Raw genomic sequence first — 21,946 nt, 5'->3', positions numbered from 1 at the left:
TGCGATCCTAGATCGAGATCAGTAGTCGAAGGTCAGCGTCACGAAGACCTGTCGCGGTGCGCCGTAGAACGCAGTCAGCGTGCCTTCGGGGCCGAGCGTCGGGATCGGGAAACCGTTGGTACCCAGCGGGATCGCGCCGGTCACCGGGTCGGTCCGCACGAAGGTGTAGCCGGAGGTCTTGTAGCGTTCGTCGGTCAGGTTCTTGCCGTAGAGCCCGATCGACCAGCGATTGCCTTCGCTGCGATAGACGATGCTCGCATCCATCAGCGTGTATCCGTCCTGGTCGAGATATTCGTTCGGGATCTCGAACTGGTAGGTCTTGCTGCGATAGCTCAGCGTGAAACCGGCATAGAGCTCGCCCGAGCCCAGCGGGGCTTCGGCGGCGAGCGTGCCGCTGGCGGTCCATTCGGGGGTGTTCTGCACTTCGCGGAATTCGGCCACGTCGGTCGGGGTGCCGCCGATATCGGTGATGTATTCGAGATATTCGGCGTCGATATAGCCGACTGAGCCGGACGCGATCATGCGGCTGCCGTCATTGTACCAGTCCTGCCCGAAACTCGCGTTGAATTCACCTTCGAAGCCTTGGAAGCGGGCCTTGCCGGCGTTCGACACAATCCCGCAGAAGCTGGGCAGGCCGCCGACGGTGCAGGCCACCGAACCGGGGATCTGGACATCGGTATAATCGGCTCGGAATGCGGCGACGGCAAGGTTGAGATTGCCGTCCATCAGCGCGGCCTTGTAGCCGAGTTCGTAGCTGTCGACGCTTTCGGGCGCGAAGCTGAGGAAGGCGGCGATCTCGTCGTCCGAACGCACGCCGTCATTATCGAGGTCGGGGGCGTTGGAGCCCGCGCCGCGCGGGTCGAAGCCGCCGCCCTTGAAGCCCTGCGAATAGGACGCGTAGAGCGTCATGTCAGGGGTCGGCTGGTAGGCGAGGTTGGCACGCGGGGTGAACTTCTCGAAGCTCGCCGAGCCGATGAAGTCGGTGCCCGGTGCGCCGAACGGGATGCCCGCGCCGCCGAAGGTGGGCGAGCCGCCGCCGAGATAGTTCTGGCGCAGGATCGTCGCCCTGCGCTCGTCCCAAGTATAGCGCCCGCCGACCGACAGGCTTAGCTGGTCGGTGAGGTCGTAAGTCAGGTCCCCGAACACCGCGAAGGTCTCGGTCTCGACATTGGCCGAGGTGAAGGCGGTGAGGCCCGGGAAGGTCGTGAAGATGCGGACGTCGAACTCGGTCAGCGCATTGGCATCGAGGAAGTAGAACCCGCCCAGCACGTTGAGCCGGTCGGTTTCGTAGAGAACCTGGAATTCCTGGCTGATCTGGTCGTTGACGTAGATGGCCGGCACGTCGAGATCTACCGCCGGCAGGGCGTCGAAATCGATCGGCGAATTGCTGTCGTCGTCGCGATAGGCGCTGATCGATCGCAAGGTCACGGAATCGCCGAGATAGGCTTCCATCGACAGCGCGACGCCGAAGGAATTCACTTCCTGCGTCGGGTCGTCCAGCCCGCCGCGGGTGTCGTAGACATTGTCGAGGATTGGCGCGCCGCTGAGCAGACCGGGGATCAGCCGGGTACCGCCGCGGGCGTTCGAATCGTCGTCGGTCGTATCGACCGCGAGGCGTGCGAAGAACCCGTCGGTGTGAACTTCGCCCGAGACGCGCAACGCCCAGATGTCCTTGTCGTAATTGTCCTCGCCGGTGGTGAGGTTGGTTCCAAACCCGTCGCGCGTGAGGCGCGCGGCGGCGGCACCGAGGCGCAGCGTACCGTCTCCGCTCACCGGACCGCTGATCGAAACGACGCCGTCGAGCTGGTTGTACTCGCCATAGGTGGCGCGGCCGCGGATCGAGAGCTCGTCGTCGATCTTGCGGCTCACATACTTGACCGCGCCGCCGACGGTGTTGCGACCGTAGAGCGTGCCCTGCGGGCCGCGCAGCACCTCGATCCGCTCAATATCGTAGATGTCGAGCACCGCGGCCTGCGGACGGTTGAGGTAAACGTCGTCGAGATAGATGCCGACGCCCTGTTCGAAGCCCGACACCGGATCCTGCTGCCCCACGCCGCGAATGAAGGCCGACAGCGTCGAATTGGTCCCGCGCGAGGGCTCGAGCGTGACGTTGGGGGTGGTCTGGCCGATTTCGGTGATGTCCTGCGCGCCCGAGAGCTGGAGCTGGTCGGCCGAATAGGCGGTGATCGCAATCGGCACGTCGACGAGCTGTTCCTCGCGGCGGCGCGCGGTTACGATCACGCGATTGCCTTCGGGCACCACTTCGCCCTGGGCCTCGGTGGCGCTGTCGTCCTCGCCTTGCGCATCCTGCGCGACGGTGGGGCTTGCGAAAGCCATGAAAGGCGCGGCGGCGATCCCGGTCAGCAGCGCGCGGCGCAGCGATTTGCTCGCGAAATTCATTGATCCTCTCCCTCAATCGTGGCGGCTTGACCGCCGCTCGTTCGTCCTTATGCTGAAAGTTGAACCGGGTTTCAACTTGTAATTGCAGGGGCCCGTTTCCTGGAGAGTGACGATGGCCGACGCGGCAGCGGAGAAGAGCGCAGACAAGACCCCGCGGACCGCGCGCGGGCGCAAGACCCAGCGCGCCCTGCTCGATGCGGCGGAGGCCGAATTCGGCGAGCGGGGATTTCACGAAAGCTCGATCGTCTCGATCACCAAGCGCGCGGGCGTGGCGTTGGGCACGTTCTACACCTATTTCGACAGCAAGGACGCGCTGTTCCGCGCGCTGGTGCGCGACATGTCGGGCCGGGTGAAGGACGCGGTCGCGCCCGCGATCGCCGGGATCGAGGATCCGGTCGGGCGCGAAGGCGCCGCGCTCGAGGCCTTCCTCGGCTTCGCCCGCGACCATAAGGAAATCTATCGCATCATCGACGAGGCCGAATTCGTCGCGCCCGACAGCTGGCGCGAGCATTACGAGCGCACCGCCGCGCGTATCCTCGAACGGTTGCAGGAAGCCGCCGCCGAGGGCGCGATCTCCGGCCCGATCGACGAAGTGCACGCCTGGGCGCTGATGGGGATGAACGTGTTCCTCGGCCTCAAATTCGGGGTGATGGACGAGGACCGCCCGGTGGGCGAGGTCGCGCGGATCGCCAATGCGCTGATTGCAAAGGGGCTGGCCCGCTAGGCGTTTCGCGCTGGCCTTGCGGCGCTGCGCCCGCTAGGCGGCGCGGCGCAATCATGACCGACGCCATTTCAAACCGCCGCACCTTCGCGATCATCTCGCATCCCGACGCGGGCAAGACGACGCTGACCGAGAAACTCCTGCTGCAGGGCGGCGCGATCCACCTCGCCGGCGAAGTCAAGGCGCGCGGCCAGGCGCGACGCGCGCGTTCGGACTGGATGAAGATCGAGCAGCAGCGCGGGATCTCGGTGACGAGCTCGGTGATGACCTTCGAGCGTGACGGAATCACGTTCAACCTGCTCGACACACCGGGCCATGAAGACTTCTCCGAAGACACTTATCGCACGCTGACCGCCGTCGATTCGGCGGTCATGGTGATCGATGCCGCCAAGGGCATCGAGCCGCAGACGCGCAAGCTGTTCGAGGTCTGTCGCCTGCGCAGCGTGCCGATCATCACCTTCGTCAACAAGGTCGACCGCGAAGGCCGGCCGGTGTTCGAACTGCTCGACGAGATCGCCGACATGCTCGCGCTCGACGTCAGTCCGCAGGCCTATCCGGTCGGCATGGGCGGCGAGTTCGAAGGCGTGCTCGATTTCGCCACCGGCTGCGTCGCGCGGCCCGAAGGCCCGTCGAAGGAATTCGCAGGCAAGCGCGATTGCGAACCCGAAATCCCCGATCGCTTTGCCGAGGAGATCGAACTCGCCAAGATCGGCTATCCCGAATTCGACATCGACGCCTATCGCAGTGGCGACCTGACGCCGGTCTATTTCGGTTCTGCGCTGAAGAGCTTCGGCGTGACCGAGCTGATCGAGGCGCTGGCGCAATACGCGCCGCCGCCGCGCCCGCAGCCTTCGGACGAGGGTTTCGTCGAACCGACCCGCGACGAGGTCACCGGGTTCATCTTCAAGGTCCAGGCCAACATGGACCCCAACCACCGCGACCGGATCGCGTTCATGCGGATGGCGAGCGGGACCTTCAGGCGCGGCATGAAGCTCACGCCTTCGGGGCTGGGCAAGCCAATCGCGGTGCACTCGCCAATCATGTTCTTCGCGCAGGATCGCGAGATTGCCGACACCGCCCTTCCGGGCGACATCATCGGTATTCCCAATCACGGTACCTTGCGTGTCGGTGACACGCTGAGCGAGAAGGACACGGTGCGCTTCACCGGCCTACCCAACTTCGCGCCCGAGATCCTGCGCCGTGTCCAGCTCAAGGACCCGACCAAGACCAAGCAATTGCGCAAGGCGCTCGACGACCTTTCCGAGGAAGGCGTGATCCAGGTCTTCTACCCCGAGCTCGGCGCACAGCACATCGTCGGCGTGGTCGGCCAGCTGCAATTGGAAGTGCTCGTCTCGCGGCTGGCGGCCGAATACAAGGTCGACGCCGCGCTCGAGGCCGCGCCGTTCGATACGGCGCGCTGGGTCACCGGGTCTGACGACGGCGTCCGCCAGTTCGAGGATTTCAACCGCGCCAACTTGGCGCGCGACCGCGACGGCGACCTCGTGTTCATGGCGAAGAGCGCCTGGGACGTGAATTACCAGCAGGAAAAGCACCCCGACCTGACCTTCAGCGCCACCAAGGAACGTTGAGGAACCGCGCACCGGTGGTTACCGTTCGAGCGGATATGCAGATCCGCGTCGCGAGCTGGAATATTCACAAGGGAGTGGGGCTCGACCGGCGCCGCGATCCCGAGCGCATCCTGGCGGTGCTCAAGGAAATCGACGCCGATATCGTCGCACTGCAGGAAGCCGACAAGCGCTTCGGCACGCGCGACGCGATCCTCTCCGAGATGGCATTGTTCGAAGCCGGCTGGCAGGCGGTCGATTGCAACCCGGCGACGCCGAGCCTCGGCTGGCACGGCAACGCCATCATCGCGCGTCCGGAATACGGGGTGCCGGCGGTCAAGAACGTCGAGTTACCCACGCTCGAGCCGCGCGGCGCGGTGCGCGCCGATTTCCACGTCGGCGAGGCCACCGTGCGCGTGATCGGCATGCATCTCGACCTATCGGGCCTGCGCCGTCGCCAGCAGATCCGTACCGTGCTCAACCATCTTGCCGACAGCGACGGCGATCCGCCCGCGGTGCTGATGGGCGATTTCAACCAGTGGGGCGACCGCAGCGGTGCGATGCAGGAATTCGAGGGGCCCTGGCACGTCTGCCAGACCGGCCCGACCTTCCCCACGCGCCGTCCGATCGCCTGCCTCGACCGGATCGTGATCTCGCCCGAATGGCACTGCATCTCGACGCATGTGCATCTGAGCGAATTGTCGCTCCAGGCCTCGGACCACCTACCGATCGTGGCCGAGATCGAATTGAGATAAATCTTAGTTCAGCGCTTCTCTTACGAAATCCGCGCACCTCTCGCCGATCATGATGCTCGGCGCATTGGTGTTGCCCGAGACCAGCCGGGGCATGATCGAGGCATCGGCGATCCACAGCCCGTCGACCCCGCGCGCCTTGAGCTTCGGATCGACCACGCTGTTCTCGTCGCTTCCCATCCGGCAGGTGCCGACCGGGTGGTAGACGGTGTCGGCGCGGTTGCGGATCATTTCGTCGAGCGCATCGTCGTCGCCGAGATCGACCGGGTGGCGATCGCGTGGATTGTAGCGTTGCAGCGCGGCACCCTCGACGATCCGATGCGACAGGCGCACGCCTGCGCGCAAGGTTGCGATGTCGCGCTCGTCGTCGAGGAAATTGGGATCGATCGCGGGGGCGTCCTTCGCACGGTCGCTCGCCAGCCGCACCGTGCCGCGGCTTTCGGGGCGCAGCACGCAGGCGTGAAGCGAGAAACCGTGACCCTTCACCTTTTCGCGTCCGTGATCCTCGAGCATGGCGGGGACGAAATGCCACTGGATATCGGGGGCCGGCGCGCCGTCGGCGACGGTCCAGAACCCGCCGCTCTCGGCATAGGGCGTGGTCATCATGCCGGTCTTGTGGCGGCGGTGTTCGAGCATCGCCTTCAGCGTGCGCACCGTGCCTTCGCGCGAATCGCCGATCGGTACGTGGCTGTCGGTCTCCCAGCTCGAGACGTAATCGATATGGTCCTGCAGGTCCGAACCGACGGCGGGCCTGTCGTCGACCACCGCGATCCCGTGTTCGCGCAGGTGATCGGCGGGGCCGATCCCTGATAGCATCAGGATCTGCGGAGAGTTGAACGCGCCGGCCGACAGCACTACGCCGCCGCGCGCCCTCACCACTTCGCGCCGGAAGCCGCGCTTGATCGCGACCCCGGTGACCCGACCGTCCTCGATCACCAGTTTCTCGACCAGCACGCCGGTGCGGATATCGAGATTGTCCTGCTCGCGGCGAGGCTCGATATAGGCCCGCGCAGCCGAGCAGCGCTCGCCGTTTTTCTGCGTGACCTGGTAGAGCCCGAAGCCTTCCTGTCGCTCGCCGTTGAAATCGCGCGTCTCGGGCATCTGGAGCGCGGCGGCGGCCTCGACGAAATGGCGGCTCGCCGGGTTGGGCCAGAGCTGGTCCGACACGTAGAGCGGCCCGCTGCCGCCGTGATATTCGCTTTCTCCGCGGACATTGTGCTCGCTGCGCCTGAAATAGGGCAGCACATCTTCATAGGCCCAGCCGTCGCAGCCGAGCTGCGCCCAATTGTCGTAATCCCACTTGTTGCCGCGGATGTAGATCATCGCATTGATCGCCGACGACCCGCCGAGCCCGCGTCCGCGCGGCTGGTAGCCGACGCGACCGTTCAACCCCTTCTGCGGGACCGTGTCGTAACGGTAGTTCTGCGATCCGCGCAGGAACGGCATCATGCCCGGCGTGCGCACGCGCCAGTCGTTGTTGCGCGGGCCCGCCTCGAGCAGGCACACGCTGCGGTCGCGATCCTCGGCCAGCCGCGCGGCAACCGCGCTTCCCGCGCTGCCGCCACCCACGACGATGATATCGAATGTGTCCAAAACCCTCTCCTCTAGACGAAGGTTTAAGCGCGCGATTAAGTCTCGGCAACGCCCGACTTGTCATGTCCTTCGGGATGCCGGGCCTGCCAGCGCGCCCGAATCTGGTCAGAGGTCTCGCGACTGCCGTCATGCGTCCAGCCGGGCGGGCGCAGCAGGTAGGACAGTTTGTGCTTCCACGGCGCGCGCCACATATCCTGCACGATCCCGATCCATTCGTGGAACACCGCCCATAGCAGGTTGAAGCTGCCGAGCTGTTTGACGATGCCGTAACGGATGTCCTCCTCTTCGGGGCGTTCCTCCTCGAAGGTGCCGAACATCCTGTCCCAGACGATGAAGACGCCCGCGTAATTGCGGTCGAGATAGCGCGGATTGGTCGCGTGGTGGACGCGATGATGGCTCGGCGTGTTCATCACCGCCTCGAACCAGCGCGGCATCTTGCCTATCGCCTCGGTATGGATCCAGAACTGGTAGATCAGGTTGAAGCCGCCGCAGATCACGATCATCACCGGGTGGAAGCCGAGCAGGACGAGCGGCAGCTTGAAGGCAAATCCGAGCGTCAGAAACCCGGTCCAGGTCTGTCGCAGCGCGGTGCTGAGATTGTAGTGCTGGGAGGAATGGTGGTTCACATGGCTGGCCCAGAACCAGCGCACGCGGTGGCCGAAGCGATGAATCCAGTAATAGGCGAGGTCGTCGAGCACGAAACAGGCGATCCACGCCCACCACACCCAGCCGATGTCGAACAGGCGATATTCCCACGCGGCGAGGAACAGCGCGAGGAAGAACCCGCCCGTCAACAGCCCCGCCACCGTGCTGCCGAGCCCGAAGGACAGGCTGGTGAGCGTATCGCGCGGTTCGTAGCTGGTCGGGCGCTTCTTCCACGCCCAGACCATCTCGATCAGTACGAGCAGGACGAAGCCGGGTACGGCGAGTTCGGTCGGATTGAGATCGGGCATGCTCGGCGACCCTTATAACCGGCGAAGGCTCGCCGCCCAATGGCCGGCGCGGTCGCCGAGATCGAGCGTGACCGTGCCGAAGCGCTTGTCGTCGGTCCCGATCGTCAACTGGCGCTGGTCGAGCCGGCAGGTCGCGTGGCCGGTCAGGAGGCGACCGGCAAAATGCGCGCCATGGCGCCGCAGCACCATCACCCGGCCCGTGGCATCGCGCATGATCGCGCCATAGCCCGACCGGTCGATCGCGATTTCCGTGGGTTCGTAGCCGTGCAACTGCTCATCGGCGAGGCGGCGGGCGTGCTCCTCGTCGCGGATGCGCTCATCGCCGCCCAGGTCGAGCTTCCACACCAGCCAGCTGAGCGCGAGAATCGCGGCGAGCGAACCGGCGAACTGCAGCAGGGTGGGCGGGATATCCATCTGCCTTCTCTGCCCAATCTCCGGGGGCTTTCCAAGTGGCGCGTGGTGGGGCAGGTAATGGGCCAAAGGGAGAAGCAGCCGATGAAACCATTCACCGTCGCCGCGGCGATATTACTCGCCACGCCCGCGATCGCGCCTATCGCAGATGCCCAGGCGCAGGAGGCCGCCCCCGATCCGGCCGCGTTGGTCGAGGCTGAATTCGCGCGCACGCAGGAAACCGCGTTGCAGATCTGGCAATGGGCCGAACTGGGTTACCAGGAAGAGCGCTCCGCCGATCTGCTCAAATCGCAATTGCGCGAGGCGGGCTTCCGGATCGAGGAAGGGGTGGCCGACATCCCGACCGCGTTCACCGCCGAATTCGGATCGGGCGGGCCGGTGATCGCGATCCTCGCCGAATACGACGCGCTGCCGGGGATCAGCCAGACGGCCTCGCCGACGCGTGAGCCATCTGAACTCGGCGCTGGCCATGCCTGCGGGCACAACCTCTTCGCCGCCGGCTCGCTCACCGCGGCCATCGCCACCGCGCAATGGCTCGAGGCGACCGGCACGCCGGGCCGCGTCCGGCTCTACGGGACCCCGGCCGAGGAGGGCGGTTCGGGCAAGGTCTACATGACCCGCGCGGGCCTGTTCGACGATGTCGACATCGCCCTGCACTGGCATGCCGGCGACGAGAACAGCGCGGCGGCGCGCACCAGCCTCGCCAACCGTTCGGCCAAGTTCCGCTTTCGCGGGGTGTCGGCCCACGCCGCCGGCGCGCCCGAGCGCGGGCGCAGCGCGCTCGACGGGGTCGAGGCGATGAACATGATGGTCAACATGATGCGCGAGCACACCAGCATGGACACGCGCATCCATTACGTGATCACCGAGGGCGGCGCGGCCCCCAACGTGATCCCCGATTTCGCCGAAGTGTTCTATTATGTGCGACATTCAGACGCCGACGAGGTCCGCGCGCTGTGGGCCCGCCTAGAGGATACGGCGAAGGGCGCCGCGATGGGCACCGGGACCACGGTCGACTGGGAGATCATCCACGGCAACAACCCGCTACTGGTCAACGAAACGTTGGCTAAGGTGATGGATGCCAAGCTGCGCGAGGTCGGCGGAGTCGACTACACCGAACAAGAGCGCGCCTACGCCGCGCAGCTCCGCGAGACGCTGGGCGCGGATGCACCGCCGCTCGCCGAAGCAGGTGAGATCCAGCCCTACGACGTCACGCTCGGCTACGGCTCGACCGATGTCGGCGACGTGTCCTGGGCCACCCCGACCGTCGGCGTGCGCACCGCGACCTGGGTCCCGGGCACTTCGGCACATAGCTGGCAGGCGGTTGCCGCGAGCGGTTCCTCGATCGGGATCAAGGGCACGCAGGTCGCGGCCAAGGCGCTGGCGCTGATCGCGGCCGAATTGTTCACCGACCCTGCGCTGCGCGCCGCGGCGCGGGCCGAATTCGATGCCGCGCGGGGCGAGGATTACGAATACGTCTCGCTGCTCGGCGATCGCGATCCGCCGCTCGACTACCGCAAATAGGGCCTCGCGATCAGAGCTGCGCGAGGAGGGCGTCGAGGCGGGAGAGATCGTATCCGGCGTCCGCGCCGGCTTGCTTGATTGCGTCGAGCGGGGAGCCATCGCGGGCCTCGGCGAGGCCCCACAGATGCGCCGAGCGCGTGCCCGAACGGCAGAAGGCGAGCGTCTTGCCGTCGTTCTTGGCTAGCGCGTCGCGCATCGCGTCGACCTTCGCGGCCTCGAAAGTGCCCGAAATGGGTATCGCGACGTAATCGAGCCCCAGCGTCCTGGCCGCAGCCTCGATCTCGGCACCTGCCGGCTGCCCGGCCTCTTCGTCGTCCGGACGGTTGTTGACCACGAGCGTGATGCCCTGCGCCTTCGCTTCGGCGAGGTCGGACGGATCGACCTGGGGGCTGGTGAAGACCGTATCGGACAAGGGCTTGAACGTGCTCATGGGATTTCCTCGCTGGCGATTCCCCGCATAGATGGTGTGTGACCGGATCTCGATCAAGCGTGTGTGCGCGCGGCACAAATGCCACGATTGACGTTGTCGAAAGGCAAAATTCGAATATCAGTGGGATTCTGTGCAAGGTTAAGTTATGCACAGGGTTTGTTGGGGGGAAGGTTACGCCTGATTGTGACTTTACCCAATGCGATTCGTGCCCAGCCCGGGGCCGGATTTGCGCGAGTTTATGGGCAGGACGAAGGCGTTGAGATTTAATGGGTTACGATAAAGGCCGTCGGGGACGAGGTCGCGACAAACGAGACAATATCGGCGAAGAAGGTTTCGATCCCTTCGGCGGTGGTGGTGATTTTGGCGGCGGCGGTGGCGGCGGCTACGGCAATCGTGGTGGCGGCGATCGCGGCGGATACGGCGGCGGTGGCGGCTGGCAGGACCGCGGCGGCGGCGGCGGTTTCAACGACCGCGGCGGCGATCGTGGCGGCTTCGGCGGCGGCGGCGGAGGCGGTGGCTTCCGTGGCGGCGGTGGCAGTGGCGGTGGCCCGCGCGGCGGCGGCATGCCCGCCCAGGTCGTCGGCACCGGCAAGGGCACGGTCAAGTTCTTCAATTCGCAGAAGGGCTTCGGCTTCATCCAGCAGGAAACCGGCGGCGACGACGTGTTCGTGCACATCAGCGCGGTCGAACGCGCGGGTCTCGAAGGGCTGGCCGAGGGCCAGGAACTCGAATTCAACCTCGTCGATCGCGGCGGCAAGGTCTCGGCGGCCGATCTCCAGGTCGTCGGCGACGTGATTCCGGTCGAATCGCGCCCCGCGCGCGACCGCGACGAGGCTCCGCGGCGCCAGCTGACCGGCGAGAAGGCGACCGGCACGGTCAAGTTCTTCAATTCGATGAAGGGCTTCGGCTTCCTCACGCGCGACGACGGGAAGGACGATGCCTTCGTCCATATCAGTGCGGTCGAGCGTTCGGGCCTGTCGGGGATCGACGAAGGCGAGCGCTACGAATTCGATATCGAAGTCGATCGCCGCGGCAAGTTCTCGGCCGTCAACCTGGTGCCCGTCAACGACTGATCGCATCGCGCCGCACGGCGGGTTTGACCCCGTAGCGGCGCAGGCCTAGAGGCCTGAATGGCGGTCCCACAGGGGGCCGCCATTTGCTTTTGCGCTTTGGTGAGAGGAGCCGTCCCGCCCATGTCGATCGCCCCGTTGATGCCCGTCTATCCCCGCTGCGGCGTGCGCCCCGTGCGCGGCGACCACTGCCATTTGATCGACGAGGACGGCACGCGCTATCTCGACTTCGCCAGCGGCATCGCGGTCAACCTGCTCGGCCACAGCCACGAAGGCCTGATCGGCGCGATCCAGCGCCAAGCCGCGACGCTGATGCACGTCTCCAACCTCTATGGCAGCCCGCAGGGCGAGGCGCTGGCGCAGAAGCTGGTCGATCACACTTTTGCCGACACCGCCTTCTTTACCAATTCCGGAGCGGAGGCGGTCGAGACCGCGATCAAGACCGCGCGCGCCTATCACCAGCACGCCGGGAACGAGGAACGCTACGAGCTGATCACCTTCAAGAACGCCTTCCACGGTCGCACGATGGCGACGATCAGCGCCTCGAACCAGGAGAAGATGCACAAGGGGTTCTACCCGATGCTCGCCGGGTTCAAATATGCCGAGTTTGACGACCTCGAGAGCGCCAAGGCCCAAATGGGGCCGCACACCGCTGGCTTCCTCGTCGAACCGATCCAGGGCGAGGGCGGCATCCGCCCCGCGTCCGAAGAATTCCTGCAGGGCCTGCGGGCGCTGTGCGACGAACACGATCTCATGCTCGTGCTCGACGAAGTCCAGTGCGGCGTCGCGCGCACCGGCACGCTCTACGCTTACGAGCAATACGGCATCGAGCCCGACATCCTCGCCACCGCCAAGGGGATTGGCGGCGGCTTCCCGCTCGGCGCCTGCCTCGCGACCGAAAAGGCCGCGCGGGGCATGACCTTCGGAACCCACGGCTCGACCTATGGCGGCAACCCGCTCGCGATGGCGGCGGGCATGGCGGTGATGGAAGCGGTCGCGAACGACGAATTCCTCGCCGAAGTGCGCGAGAAGGGCGAGCGGATCCGCAGCCGGCTCGAACAGTTCATCGGAAATTATCCCGAATTGTTCGACTTCGTCCGCGGGCGCGGGCTGATGCTCGGCATCCGCATGAAGGTCGAGAGCCGGCCGTTCTTCCAGCACCTGCGAGACAACCACCAGCTGCTGACCGTGGCCGCGGGCGACCAGACGCTGCGGGTGCTGCCCCCGCTGGTTATCGGCGACGCCGAGATCGACGAATTCTTCGACAAGCTCTCCGCCGGCGCGGCGAGTTACGAGATCCCGGAAGACTGATGGGGGCTCGCCATTTCCTCGATCTCGGGGACGCGGGCGGAGACGCGATCGCGGCGATGATCGGCGACGCGATCGATCGCAAGGAAGCACGGGCGGGCTGGCCCAGGGGGCGCGTCGACAGCGACGCGCCGCTCGACGGGCATGTGCTCGCCATGGTGTTCGAGAAGAACTCGACCCGCACCCGCGTGAGTTTCGACATCGGCATGCGCCAGCTCGGCGGCAGCGCCTTCGTGCTCGACAGCGCCTCGAGCCAGCTCGGTCGCGGCGAAAGCATCGCCGATACTGCGCGGGTGCTGAGCCGGATGGCGGACGCGATCATGCTTCGCACCGACGATCACGCCAAGGTGGAGGAGATGGCCCGTTTCGCGAGCGTCCCCGTGATCAACGGCCTGACCGATCGCTCGCACCCCTGCCAGATCGTCGCCGACCTGCTCACGCTCGTCGAGCACGGGAAGCAACTGCCGGGACTCGAGGTCGCATGGTTCGGCGACGGTAACAATGTTCTCAACTCGATCATCGAGGCGGCGGGGCTGATGAAGTTAAACCTGCGAATCGCCACGCCGGAGGGCTATGAGGCTGACGAAGGCTTCGTCGCCGCCGCCCGCGAGAAGGGCGTGACGATCACGCTTACCGGCGATGCCGGAGCTGCCGCTGATGGCGCTGACGTCCTCGTCACCGATACCTGGGTGTCGATGGGGCAGGAGCATGCGGAGGCCAAGCTCGCGGCGATGGAGCCCTACCGGGTGGACGCGGCGCTGATGGCGCGCGCGAACGACAACGCGGTGTTCCTGCATTGCCTGCCCGCGCATGTCGGCGACGAGGTCAGCGAAGAGGTGTTCGAGGGCCCGCAATCGATCGTCTTCGACGAAGCGGAAAACCGTATCCACGCGCAGAAATCGATCCTCCGCTGGTGCTTCGGCCAGCTATGAGCGAGATCCCGGAAAACATGTTGATCGAAAACGGCGAGACGGGGTTCGATCGCGTCCTGACCTTCACCATTCCCGAACGCCACGCGCGCGGCCGTATGGTGCGACTCGGCCCGGTGCTCGACACGGTGCTTTCCGCACATGCATATCCTGCCCCGATCACCCACCTGCTTGCCGAAGCGCTGACGCTCGTCGCGCTGATGGGGTCGCTGCTCAAGGGCGAAAGCGATCAGTTGACGATGCAGGCGCAGACCAAGGACGGCGCGGTCGCGTTGCTGGTGTGCGACTACCGGGGCGGCGAGGTGCGCGGCTATGTCGATCACGACCCGGCAGCGGTCGCCGCGCTGGGCAGCAACCCCTCGCTAGCGGCATTGTTCGGCGAGGGCTTCCTGGCGATAACCTTCGAGGTCGGAAAGCAACGCCAGCGCTACCAAGGGATCGTCCCGCTCGAAGGGGATTCGCTCGCCGAGGCCTGTGAATCCTATTTCCGACAGTCCGAACAGCTGCCGACCCTGATCCGGGTCGCGACGCGTTCGGGTGACCAGGGCTGCGTTGCCGGCGGGTTCCTCGTCCAGCATCTGCCCGAAGGCGAGGAAGGGCGCGAGCGGTTGCATGTCCGTCTCGACCATCCCGAATGGGAGCATGTCGCGGTGATGGCGGGCAGCCTGACCCATGCCGAACTGCTCGATCCGCAAATCTCGCAGGAAGCGCTGCTGTGGCGGCTGTTCCACGAGGAGGACGAGGTGCGGGTAGAGAAGGGACCGGCGCTCGCGCGCGGCTGCCGCTGCACGATCGAGCATTACCGTACCGTGCTGTCGCGCTTCCCGGAAGACGAGCGCGCGGAAATGGTCGGCGATGACGGCGCAATCGGTGTAGATTGCGCGTTCTGCTCGAAGCGCTTCGCGATCGACCCGGCCGAATTCGGCTGATTGCCAAGCGACGCTCGCCCCATTAGCCGGGTGTCATGACCGGTCCTGCCAAACACGCTGTCGTCCTGCTTTCGGGAGGACTCGATTCGATGGTCTGCGCCGCGATCGCGCAGGAAGCGGGGTACGTAGTGCACGCGTTGACGGTCGATTACGGGCAGCGGCACCGGGTCGAGATCGAGGCATCGAAGGCGATTGCACGGCACCTCGACATAAACGACCATCAAGTCGTCCCGCTCGACATGCGGCTGTTCGGCGGGTCGGCGCTGACCGCCGATATAGAGGTGCCGAAGGAAGGCGTCGGCGAGGACATTCCCGTCACCTACGTGCCCGCGCGCAACCTGCTGTTCTTATCGCTCGCGCTGAGCTGGGCCGAGGCGCTGGGCGGGCGCGACATCTATATCGGCGTCAACGCGCTCGATTATTCGGGCTACCCCGATTGCCGTCCCGAATTCATCGACGGATTCGAACGGCTCGCGCAGATCGCAACCAAGGCGGGCGACCAGGGCGAGCACTTCACGCTCCATGCACCATTGCAGCATCTTACCAAGGCGCAGATCGCCGCCGAGGCCGCGCGGCTCGGGCTCGACCCGGCGATGAGCTGGTCGTGCTACGATCCGCAGCCCGACGGAGCGGCTTGCGGCGAATGCGATTCCTGCCGATTGCGCAAGGCGGGGATGGACGAAGCCGGGATTGAGGATACAACGCATTACGCGGTTTGATCGGGAGGGAAATAATGGCCGAAGACACACGTGATCCGGCAATGGCGCCGGCAACCGCGCCTGCGCCGAAGGGTGCCCAGGACAAGGTGCCGGCCTATAGCTGGTACGCGCTCGGCGTCCTCGTGCTGGTCTACGTCCTCAATTTCGTCGACCGGCAAATCCTCTCGATCCTCGCCAACGACATCAAGGCCGACCTCAATGTCGAAGACGATTACCTAGGCTTTCTCTACGGCACCGCCTTCGCGGTGTTCTACGCCCTGTTCGGCATCCCGCTCGGGCGCCTCGCCGACAGCTGGAAACGCACCCGGCTGATGGCGCTGGGCCTCGCGCTATGGTCGACGATGACGGCACTGTCGGGCTTCGCCAAGAACGCCGCCACGCTCACCGTAGCGCGGATCGGCGTGGGCGTGGGCGAGGCGACCGCGAGCCCCTCGGCCTATTCGCTGATCTCGGATTGGTTTCCGGCGCGGCTGCGCGCCACGGCACTTTCGATCTATTCCTCGGGCCTTTACATCGGCGGCGGCATCTCGCTGCTGATCGGCGGGCTGATCGTCGAGAACTGGAACGCCGCCTATCCCGATGGCGGGCCGCTGGGCCTCGCGGGTTGGCAAGCGGCCTTCGTTGCGGTCGGCCTGCCGGGCCTGCTGCTGGCAATCTGGGTGCTGACGCTGAAAGAACCGGTACGCGGTGCGATCGACGGACTGCCCACGCCCGAGGATCCGCAGCCGTTCCGCGGTTTCTTCCGCGAACTGTTTCAGGTCATCCCGCCCTTCACCATCTTCGGCGCCGCCTCGCGCGGAACTTCGGCACTGGTGATCAACCTCGCCGGGCTTGTCGGCTTCGGCGTGCTCGCGTGGGCGCTTTCGCAAGCCGTGCCATCGGGCTCGGCGCTGATGTCGGCCTTTGGCATGCCCGGCTTCATTTCGGATCAGTGGCTGTTCCTCGGGGTCGGCTACTACGCCGTGTTCAGCTGGGCGATGGGCTTGAAGGCGCGTGACCTGCCTACCTTCCGCCTGACCTGGGGATCGCCGGCCTTCCTGTGCGTCGTACTCGGCTACGGTACGGTCGCCTTCATGGCCTATTCGGCGAGCTATTGGGGCGCACCCTATGCCGAACGCGCGCTGGGTGCGGACAAGTCCGATCTCGGCTGGTTCCTCGGCGCGCCGTCGGCGGTCGCCGGTTTCCTCGGCGTGATCCTCGGCGGGCGGATCGCGGACTTCCTGCTCGAGCGGCGCGAGAACGGGCGTGTCTGGGTGATCCTGTTCGGCCTCGTCGTGCCTATCCCGGCGATCTGGATCGCCTACACCACAGCGAGCCTGCCGGTGTTCTACGTCGCGAGCTTCTTCGCGCAGATGCTCAGCGCCTCGGCGCTGGGTGCGGCGGCCGCGTCGAGCCAGGCGCTGGTGCTGCCGCGCATGCGGGGGCTGGCGACCGCGACCTTCTTTCTCTCGACCACGCTGATCGGTCTCGGGCTCGGCCCGTTCATGGCCGGCTACGTTTCGGCCACGAACGGCGATGATCTCTCGCTGGGCGTGCTGTCGACGCTGATCGCAGTACCGTTCGGGCTGGTGCTGCTGTTCGCGGCGCTCAAGCTCGTTCCCGCCGCGGGCGCGACCCTGATCGAGCGCGCGCGCGAGGCGGGCGAGCAGGTCGGGAACTAGGCGCCGCGCTCCGGCCGATCAGGTCGGGGAGACGACCCCGCAGGCAATCCGCGAGCCAGCGTCGCCGCTCGGGTCTGTCTTGTAATCGTCGGCCCCGGCGTGGAGCACCACGGCGGTGCCATCGGCATCGAAGATCGCAGCGATCGCGTCGGCGCGGTCACCGCTCAGCATTGCGTCGATCGTCCCGGTTCCATCCGCGGCAACAATCAAGTTGGGCAGGTCGCCGAGATGCGCGCCGTCGGGATCGAGCGTGCCGTGGTTCTTGCCTTCGGGATTGAGATGTCCGCCTGCGCTCGTGAAATCGGGGCGGGCGCAAGTTCCGGTCTGGTGTAGATGGAAGCCGTGCACGCCCTCCGGCGCGCCCACGACTGCCGCAGTGACGCGCAGTCGATTGCCGCTTTCCAGCAATTGGACCGTGCCGGCGGGCGCCCCATTGGCATAGCTCAGCGTGGCCTGCCCGACCCGGGCGGTAGGAACGTCGCCGAAGCTCATGCACCCGGTGAGTGCGGTGGCGGCGGCGACGGTGGCGAGAATGCGTGCGGTCATGATTGGTCCTCTCTCGTGATGGGCTCTGAGATAGCAGGCAGCGCGCCGATTGCGCGCGGGTTTCGAGAGGACAACGAAAAAGGGGCCGGATTGCTCCGGCCCCTCGATCTTTGGATCAAATCCGTACCGCTTACGGTGCGTACTTGATTTCCACACGGCGGTTCTGAAGCTCGCGGACACCGTCCGCGGTCGGAACGCGCAGCTGCGTTTCGCCGAAGGCTTCGCTGGTGATCCGGCCACCCGGGATGCCATTGGCACTGAGGTAGGAACGGACCGAGTCGTTACGACGCTCGGCGAGACCCATGTTGTAGGCCTGCGAACCCGAGGTGTCGGTGTGACCCGCCAGCATGACAGTCGCGGTACCGCAGTTGCGATAGGCGCTGACAGCCTGGTTGAGGACGCCCTGTGCATCGGCGGTAAGATCGGACTGATCCCACTCGAAGAACACGATGTACGGACCCGTGTTGCACACTGCCGGCGGCGGAGGCGGCGGCGGAGGCGGGGGCGGCGGCGGCGGAGGCGGCGGCGGCGGGGGCGGCGGGGGCGGCGGGGGCGGAGGCGGAGCTTCCGCGCCACCGAAGTTGAAGATGAAGCTGCCCATCAAGCTGTGCGTGCGCAGCTCGGTCGCCAGGGCGTCGCCGTTGGTCGCCACGAGGTCAACGTTGTCGTGGTTGAAGAAGCGATAGCGCAGGCCGACGTCGATGCTGTCGGTCAGCGGAGCGCGGACGCCGGCAAGGATCTGCCAGGCGAAGCCCGAATCGCTGTCATCGACGAGCTGGCCGGTGAGGACCGTAGCGACGTCGACACTGGTACGGGCGATACCGACACCACCACCGACATAGCCCTGGAGGCCGTCATCGGGGCCGAAGTCGAGCAGGCCGTTGAGCATGAAGCTCAGCGATTCGGTGTCGCCAGCCGGTTCCGTGCCAACAACGGTACCGTCGTAGTTCACGCCGGCGACGCGGATCGTGTCCGGATCGGCGCCACGATAGCTGGCTTCCGCTTCGAGACGGAACGCACCGAAATCGTAGCCGACACGGCCGCCGAAATCGTAGCCATATTCATGGTCGGCATCGGCAGTGTAGCCGGCACCAGCTGCTGCGGGCGTTGCGGCGATGTCGAGATCTTCGAACAGCGAAACGCCGCCGTCGATGCCGACATACCACGCACCGTCGCGCGCCATCGAAGGCGTCGCGAGGGCAGTGGAAGCCATCGCCATCCCTATTACAAGTTTACGCATTTAATATTCCCCTTTAGCGATTATTGCCACCGAGCAGCCGTCTTACTATCGACATAAAATTGCCGACGCAAGCAGACAAACGGACCGGGTGTTGCACAAACAACGCGGTTTCCCGCCAATTCCGTCCATCGTGTCTCCGGTTGCCCGGGCGGACTGGGAAATAACCGCACGGAGGGGATCGCGTTCCTCAACTTTCCGAGATCAATCCATAGTGTGACAATGCTGCAACAATGGCCCCGATCGCCGCGCGGGCTTCGGTGTCGATTGTCGTGCCGCCGGCGGCCGCCGGAACAGTGGGTGCGGCGCTCCAGCCTCCGCTAAAAAGTCGGCGTTGTCCGGCCCCGCGATCGAAGGCGAGCATCCCTTCGGTTGGCGCGAGGAACAGCCATTGTCCGCTCTGGCGGCAGGCGAGCGTGCCATCCTGCCCTAGCCATGCTCCCGAGGCGCCCGGCGCGACGATCCAGGCCTCGCCTTCCACCGGCGAAGCGGGCGGGGTGGCGGCCTCACCCTCGACCACCGCATGAAGCAGCGCGTCGAGCCTGGCGAGCGCTTCGTTGACGAAGATCTCTTTCTGGGCCTGCCCGGGGAACAGCAGCGGGAGCGACCAGCGCGGACTGGAATCGGCAAAGGTGAGTGGATCGGTCATCGGGGGCCTCCAGAGGTCGGTTTCGGATCAGGGACGGGGCAGGAGCAGCGGCAGCGACATTGCATGGTCGCCGCTCTGCCGGACGAAAAAGCGCCCCGCGGGCGCGACCTCGCCCAGCACGGCCAGCTCCGAAGCAGAGAGGGTGAAGACCGGCGCGGCGACATCCCACCGCGCCACCGGCATGTCGGGATCGCCAAAGCCAACCTGGTAGGCCTCGACCTGTTCGTTGAGCGGTACGTCGACCTCGTCGCGCCACGCCCACGCGCCGCGCGCGCGCCGGGTCCAGCGCCATTCGAGTGATCCGTCGGCGGCGATCCGAAGGCGAGGGTGGACCGGGCAAAGCGGGCGGGTCGAAATTCCCGCATTGGCGATCGATCCCGTTACCGGGTCCGGATCCGCGAGCCCGATCGCGGCGAGTTCGCCTTCGCCGCCGAGCCGCGCGGGATCGATTGCAAGCCCGGCACCGTCGAGCAGGACGAAGCGTTCGCCGGCGGCGTGATCGAGCGTCAGGTGCTCGGTTCCTCCGCGGCCGCGCAGCAGGACCGAGAGTTCGACGACGCCCCCGCCGAGCGGTTCGGCGCAGGCGAACTGCACGATTTCCCTGCCGATCAGGGCACGATTGTCCCCAAAGGCCAGCAGCTCGGGGGTCGCCGAGGCGAGAGCGAATTCGGGATCGAGCAATTGCACCCGCACACGCGCTGCCCGGTCGAACAGTATGGAGGATCCGGGGGGCAGGGGATCGAGCGTCGTTCCCGCGATCGCGCGGCGTCGCCCGCTTGCTCCGAGCGAACGCAATGCGCCGCCGGGTTCGACCGCGAAGAGTGCGGCTCCCGACCACAGGGCATGGTCGGCCGAGAGCGCCGCATGAACGCGCGGGGCCGCACCATCGCCGTAACCGTCCCACGGAAGCTCGAACGCCGACATCCAGGTCGGTGGCATCGGGTGGTCGGGCAGCGTCGGACCTTGGCCGGGGCTGGCGGCGATCGCCGCGACATCACCGGGCACCATGCGCACCAGCTCGAATTCGACACCCTCGGCGCGCCATTCCCAGCCCGCGACCCGCCACAGGCCGGGCTCGTCGGGCAATGTCACGACGCTCCCGGGTCCGAGGCCCGGATCGAGCGTCGCGTCGCGCCATAACCGCATTTCGCGCCCGTTGGTCTGACGGCGTGCGGCGGCGGCGATCAGCGCGCGAGCATCGGCGGCATGGAGCGCTGCGGGCACTTCGAGGACCTGCGGCTCGCCATCGGGCACCGGCCCGGGCGCGCGTTGCTGGCCCGGCTGGTAGTCGCGCGCGGGATCGTAATAGCGCAGGGCACCGAGCGACCGCCGGTCCGGCGGCAGGCGTCGCCGTGACTGCCCGGTCGCGGGAGCGAAGCGGTCCTCGCCCCGGGCGCGGGCCGGGGCCGAGAGCGGAACCGGGATGGCGGTTCCCGACGCCCGAACGGCCAGCCGGTCGCCCGCGCCGTCGCAATCCATCGGCACAAGTTGCGCTAGGGTTTCGAGCGCGGCGACCGGAGCTCCCTCGAGCGCGAAACCGCCGAACGCGTCGAGCGCGACCGCATTCCCGTCGACCGCGCCGCCCGCGAGCCAGGCCAGCGAGATCGCGCCGTCGTCTGCGACAATCTCGAACGAAAGCGCGGGAATCCGGTTGCCGTAATCGGCCAGCTGGAGGTCCTCGAACACGGCATAGGCGATCCCCCGAAAGGCGGGGCAGCTCGCGCCCTTGTCCGCCGCGATCAACGGATCGGGCAACTGGTCGGCCCCACCGGAGTGAACCCTGATCGTTCCGCCGACCTTGAGGTCGCCGGCCGCGCCGCGCAGTAGGTTGCCGTCCGCCCAGACCCGTCCGAGCCGAACGATCGGTCGGCTCGACAGCGCCACCGCGAAACTCGCCGAATAGGAATAGGTGGTGGTGCTCGGTCGCCCCTTGCCGTCTCCCTCGACCGTGCTGTCCTCGCGCAGGTCGGTCGCCCAGATGATCGACCCGCCGGCGCGCATCGTGCCGTGCACCTGCGCGATCGGCTGGCCGTAGCTCGAGGTGGACAGCGCCAGTTCGGCGAGACGCGGGCCTTCGCGCGATGTCGAGCCGATGAACGCGCTGTCGATCGCGCGCCCGGCCAGCGCGCCGATTGCACCGCCAAGCGGGCCGCCGACCAGCGTGCCGACGGCGGTGAGGGCGAGTGTCGCCATGTTCGGGGACCTTTCAATCGGTGCCCCGACGGGTGTCGAGACGCGCGTGGGAGAGCAGGGGATACGGGGGCATGCCGGGGGTTTCGACGACCCGACGTAGGCCGGCATGGGCATGGACGAAGCCGGCCAGGGTAAGGATCGCGCAATGCGGCTGGGCGGGACCGCAGCGCAGCAGCATCACATCGCCTGCAATCGCAGGCGCCTGCGCGATGACGAGACGATTGGCGACAAGCCACGGGTCGAGATCGGGCAAGGCAAGCTTGCGCTGCCGGTGGGTCGCGGGCAGCGACGGCTGGATGCCGATCGCGACCAGTGCGGCATGGAGCAAGCCGAAGCAGTCGAGTCCGGTCACAGGG

20 protein-coding genes are annotated in these 21,946 nt (G+C 66.4%); 10 read left to right on the top strand and 10 right to left on the bottom strand.

Annotated elements, in window-relative coordinates; all coding sequences use genetic code 11:
* Positions 1 to 18: 18 nt before the first annotated feature.
* Positions 19 to 2,400, bottom strand: coding sequence for a TonB-dependent receptor (locus tag IEW49_RS11395; protein ID WP_188642766.1), 2,382 nt, complete (start codon positions 2,398 to 2,400; stop codon positions 19 to 21).
* Between the two features lie 112 nt (positions 2,401 to 2,512).
* Here IEW49_RS11395 and IEW49_RS11390 point away from each other — a divergent pair, with 112 nt between their 5' ends.
* The 3 genes from IEW49_RS11390 to IEW49_RS11380 are packed head-to-tail and all read left to right on the top strand — an operon-like array spanning position 2,513 to position 5,441.
* Positions 2,513 to 3,124 (top strand): TetR/AcrR family transcriptional regulator, encoded by a 612-nt coding sequence (locus IEW49_RS11390; protein ID WP_188642765.1) that lies wholly within the window; start codon positions 2,513 to 2,515, stop codon positions 3,122 to 3,124.
* A 53-nt stretch (positions 3,125 to 3,177) separates the two neighbouring features.
* Positions 3,178 to 4,710: a peptide chain release factor 3 gene (locus tag IEW49_RS11385; protein ID WP_188642764.1), complete on the top strand. Its 1,533-nt coding sequence runs from the start codon at positions 3,178 to 3,180 to the stop codon at positions 4,708 to 4,710.
* A gap of 35 nt (positions 4,711 to 4,745) precedes the next feature.
* Positions 4,746 to 5,441: an endonuclease/exonuclease/phosphatase family protein gene (locus IEW49_RS11380; protein WP_188642763.1), complete on the top strand. Its 696-nt coding sequence runs from the start codon at positions 4,746 to 4,748 to the stop codon at positions 5,439 to 5,441.
* 3 nt (positions 5,442 to 5,444) lie between these two features.
* Here IEW49_RS11380 and IEW49_RS11375 read toward each other — a convergent pair whose 3' ends face one another.
* The 3 genes from IEW49_RS11375 to IEW49_RS11365 are packed head-to-tail and all read right to left on the bottom strand — an operon-like array spanning position 5,445 to position 8,398.
* Entirely contained in the window at positions 5,445 to 7,031 is a 1,587-nt protein-coding gene (locus IEW49_RS11375) for a GMC family oxidoreductase (protein ID WP_188642762.1), read from the bottom strand.
* A 35-nt stretch (positions 7,032 to 7,066) separates the two neighbouring features.
* Positions 7,067 to 7,984, bottom strand: coding sequence for a sterol desaturase family protein (locus IEW49_RS11370; RefSeq protein ID WP_188642761.1), 918 nt, complete (start codon positions 7,982 to 7,984; stop codon positions 7,067 to 7,069).
* A gap of 12 nt (positions 7,985 to 7,996) precedes the next feature.
* Entirely contained in the window at positions 7,997 to 8,398 is a 402-nt protein-coding gene (locus tag IEW49_RS11365; RefSeq protein WP_188642760.1) for a hypothetical protein, read from the bottom strand.
* Between the two features lie 81 nt (positions 8,399 to 8,479).
* On the opposite strand from IEW49_RS11365, the gene IEW49_RS11360 reads away from it, so the two are divergent.
* Complete coding sequence (locus IEW49_RS11360; protein WP_188642759.1) at positions 8,480 to 9,919, top strand: amidohydrolase; 1,440 nt, start codon at positions 8,480 to 8,482, stop codon at positions 9,917 to 9,919.
* A gap of 10 nt (positions 9,920 to 9,929) precedes the next feature.
* Here IEW49_RS11360 and IEW49_RS11355 read toward each other — a convergent pair whose 3' ends face one another.
* On the bottom strand, positions 9,930 to 10,349 hold the full coding sequence (locus tag IEW49_RS11355) for a protein tyrosine phosphatase family protein (RefSeq protein ID WP_188642758.1): 420 nt from the start codon (positions 10,347 to 10,349) through the stop codon (positions 9,930 to 9,932).
* Positions 10,350 to 10,615: 266 nt separating this feature from the next.
* Between IEW49_RS11355 and IEW49_RS13225 the strand changes: the two genes are divergently transcribed.
* The 6 genes from IEW49_RS13225 to IEW49_RS11325 all read left to right on the top strand — a co-directional run bounded on the left by IEW49_RS13225 (position 10,616) and on the right by IEW49_RS11325 (position 16,965).
* On the top strand, positions 10,616 to 11,422 hold the full coding sequence (locus IEW49_RS13225) for a cold-shock protein (protein WP_188642757.1): 807 nt from the start codon (positions 10,616 to 10,618) through the stop codon (positions 11,420 to 11,422).
* A 120-nt stretch (positions 11,423 to 11,542) separates the two neighbouring features.
* Positions 11,543 to 12,730, top strand: coding sequence for an aspartate aminotransferase family protein (locus IEW49_RS11345; RefSeq protein WP_188642756.1), 1,188 nt, complete (start codon positions 11,543 to 11,545; stop codon positions 12,728 to 12,730).
* Entirely contained in the window at positions 12,730 to 13,659 is a 930-nt protein-coding gene (gene argF, locus IEW49_RS11340) for an ornithine carbamoyltransferase (RefSeq protein WP_188642755.1), read from the top strand. Before IEW49_RS11345 ends, argF begins: the two co-directional genes overlap by 1 nt.
* A complete protein-coding gene (gene hslO, locus IEW49_RS11335; RefSeq protein WP_229658182.1) occupies positions 13,656 to 14,585 on the top strand; it encodes an Hsp33 family molecular chaperone HslO in 930 nt (309 codons plus the stop codon). The genes argF and hslO overlap by 4 nt, the downstream gene beginning before the upstream one ends.
* Positions 14,586 to 14,620: 35 nt before the next feature.
* Positions 14,621 to 15,304, top strand: a complete 684-nt coding sequence (gene queC / locus IEW49_RS11330; protein ID WP_188642754.1) for a 7-cyano-7-deazaguanine synthase QueC — start codon at positions 14,621 to 14,623, stop codon at positions 15,302 to 15,304.
* Positions 15,305 to 15,318: 14 nt separating this feature from the next.
* Positions 15,319 to 16,965: an MFS transporter gene (locus IEW49_RS11325; RefSeq protein ID WP_188642753.1), complete on the top strand. Its 1,647-nt coding sequence runs from the start codon at positions 15,319 to 15,321 to the stop codon at positions 16,963 to 16,965.
* An 18-nt stretch (positions 16,966 to 16,983) separates the two neighbouring features.
* On the opposite strand, the gene IEW49_RS11320 is transcribed toward IEW49_RS11325, so the two are convergent.
* The 5 genes from IEW49_RS11320 to IEW49_RS11300 all read right to left on the bottom strand — a co-directional run bounded on the left by IEW49_RS11320 (position 16,984) and on the right by IEW49_RS11300 (position 21,942).
* Positions 16,984 to 17,511 (bottom strand): superoxide dismutase family protein, encoded by a 528-nt coding sequence (locus IEW49_RS11320; RefSeq protein WP_188642752.1) that lies wholly within the window; start codon positions 17,509 to 17,511, stop codon positions 16,984 to 16,986.
* Between the two features lie 130 nt (positions 17,512 to 17,641).
* Positions 17,642 to 18,751, bottom strand: a complete 1,110-nt coding sequence (locus IEW49_RS11315; RefSeq protein WP_188642751.1) for an OmpA family protein — start codon at positions 18,749 to 18,751, stop codon at positions 17,642 to 17,644.
* A 187-nt stretch (positions 18,752 to 18,938) separates the two neighbouring features.
* Complete coding sequence (locus IEW49_RS11310; protein WP_188642750.1) at positions 18,939 to 19,397, bottom strand: DUF2793 domain-containing protein; 459 nt, start codon at positions 19,395 to 19,397, stop codon at positions 18,939 to 18,941.
* Positions 19,398 to 19,424: 27 nt separating this feature from the next.
* Complete coding sequence (locus tag IEW49_RS11305; RefSeq protein ID WP_188642749.1) at positions 19,425 to 21,590, bottom strand: GTA baseplate fiber-binding domain-containing protein; 2,166 nt, start codon at positions 21,588 to 21,590, stop codon at positions 19,425 to 19,427.
* A 13-nt stretch (positions 21,591 to 21,603) separates the two neighbouring features.
* Positions 21,604 to 21,942 carry a peptidoglycan endopeptidase gene (locus IEW49_RS11300; protein ID WP_229658181.1) on the bottom strand — a complete coding sequence of 113 codons (339 nt, stop codon included), beginning with the start codon at positions 21,940 to 21,942 and terminating at the stop codon, positions 21,604 to 21,606.
* Positions 21,943 to 21,946: the final 4 nt, after the last annotated feature.

This window comes from Pseudoblastomonas marina (assembly GCF_014641655.1).
GTDB lineage: Bacteria > Pseudomonadota > Alphaproteobacteria > Sphingomonadales > Sphingomonadaceae > Alteriqipengyuania_A > Alteriqipengyuania_A marina.
This window is presented reverse-complemented; position numbering and strand designations above follow the sequence as displayed.

Bases quoted from the DNA above. Each gene is read 5' to 3' on its own strand.
- IEW49_RS11395 (WP_188642766.1), bottom strand. From the start codon at position 2,400: ATGAATTTCGCGAGCAAATCGCTGCGCCGCGCGCTGCTGACCGGGATC.
- IEW49_RS11390 (WP_188642765.1), top strand. From the start codon at position 2,513: ATGGCCGACGCGGCAGCGGAGAAGAGCGCAGACAAGACCCCGCGGACC.
- IEW49_RS11385 (WP_188642764.1), top strand. From the start codon at position 3,178: ATGACCGACGCCATTTCAAACCGCCGCACCTTCGCGATCATCTCGCAT.
- IEW49_RS11380 (WP_188642763.1), top strand. From the start codon at position 4,746: ATGCAGATCCGCGTCGCGAGCTGGAATATTCACAAGGGAGTGGGGCTC.
- IEW49_RS11370 (WP_188642761.1), bottom strand. From the start codon at position 7,984: ATGCCCGATCTCAATCCGACCGAACTCGCCGTACCCGGCTTCGTCCTG.
- IEW49_RS11365 (WP_188642760.1), bottom strand. From the start codon at position 8,398: ATGGATATCCCGCCCACCCTGCTGCAGTTCGCCGGTTCGCTCGCCGCG.
- IEW49_RS11360 (WP_188642759.1), top strand. From the start codon at position 8,480: ATGAAACCATTCACCGTCGCCGCGGCGATATTACTCGCCACGCCCGCG.
- IEW49_RS11355 (WP_188642758.1), bottom strand. From the start codon at position 10,349: ATGAGCACGTTCAAGCCCTTGTCCGATACGGTCTTCACCAGCCCCCAG.
- IEW49_RS13225 (WP_188642757.1), top strand. From the start codon at position 10,616: ATGGGTTACGATAAAGGCCGTCGGGGACGAGGTCGCGACAAACGAGAC.
- IEW49_RS11345 (WP_188642756.1), top strand. From the start codon at position 11,543: ATGTCGATCGCCCCGTTGATGCCCGTCTATCCCCGCTGCGGCGTGCGC.
- argF (WP_188642755.1), top strand. From the start codon at position 12,730: ATGGGGGCTCGCCATTTCCTCGATCTCGGGGACGCGGGCGGAGACGCG.
- hslO (WP_229658182.1), top strand. From the start codon at position 13,656: ATGAGCGAGATCCCGGAAAACATGTTGATCGAAAACGGCGAGACGGGG.
- queC (WP_188642754.1), top strand. From the start codon at position 14,621: ATGACCGGTCCTGCCAAACACGCTGTCGTCCTGCTTTCGGGAGGACTC.
- IEW49_RS11325 (WP_188642753.1), top strand. From the start codon at position 15,319: ATGGCCGAAGACACACGTGATCCGGCAATGGCGCCGGCAACCGCGCCT.
- IEW49_RS11320 (WP_188642752.1), bottom strand. From the start codon at position 17,511: ATGACCGCACGCATTCTCGCCACCGTCGCCGCCGCCACCGCACTCACC.
- IEW49_RS11315 (WP_188642751.1), bottom strand. From the start codon at position 18,751: ATGCGTAAACTTGTAATAGGGATGGCGATGGCTTCCACTGCCCTCGCG.
- IEW49_RS11310 (WP_188642750.1), bottom strand. From the start codon at position 19,397: ATGACCGATCCACTCACCTTTGCCGATTCCAGTCCGCGCTGGTCGCTC.
- IEW49_RS11305 (WP_188642749.1), bottom strand. From the start codon at position 21,590: ATGGCGACACTCGCCCTCACCGCCGTCGGCACGCTGGTCGGCGGCCCG.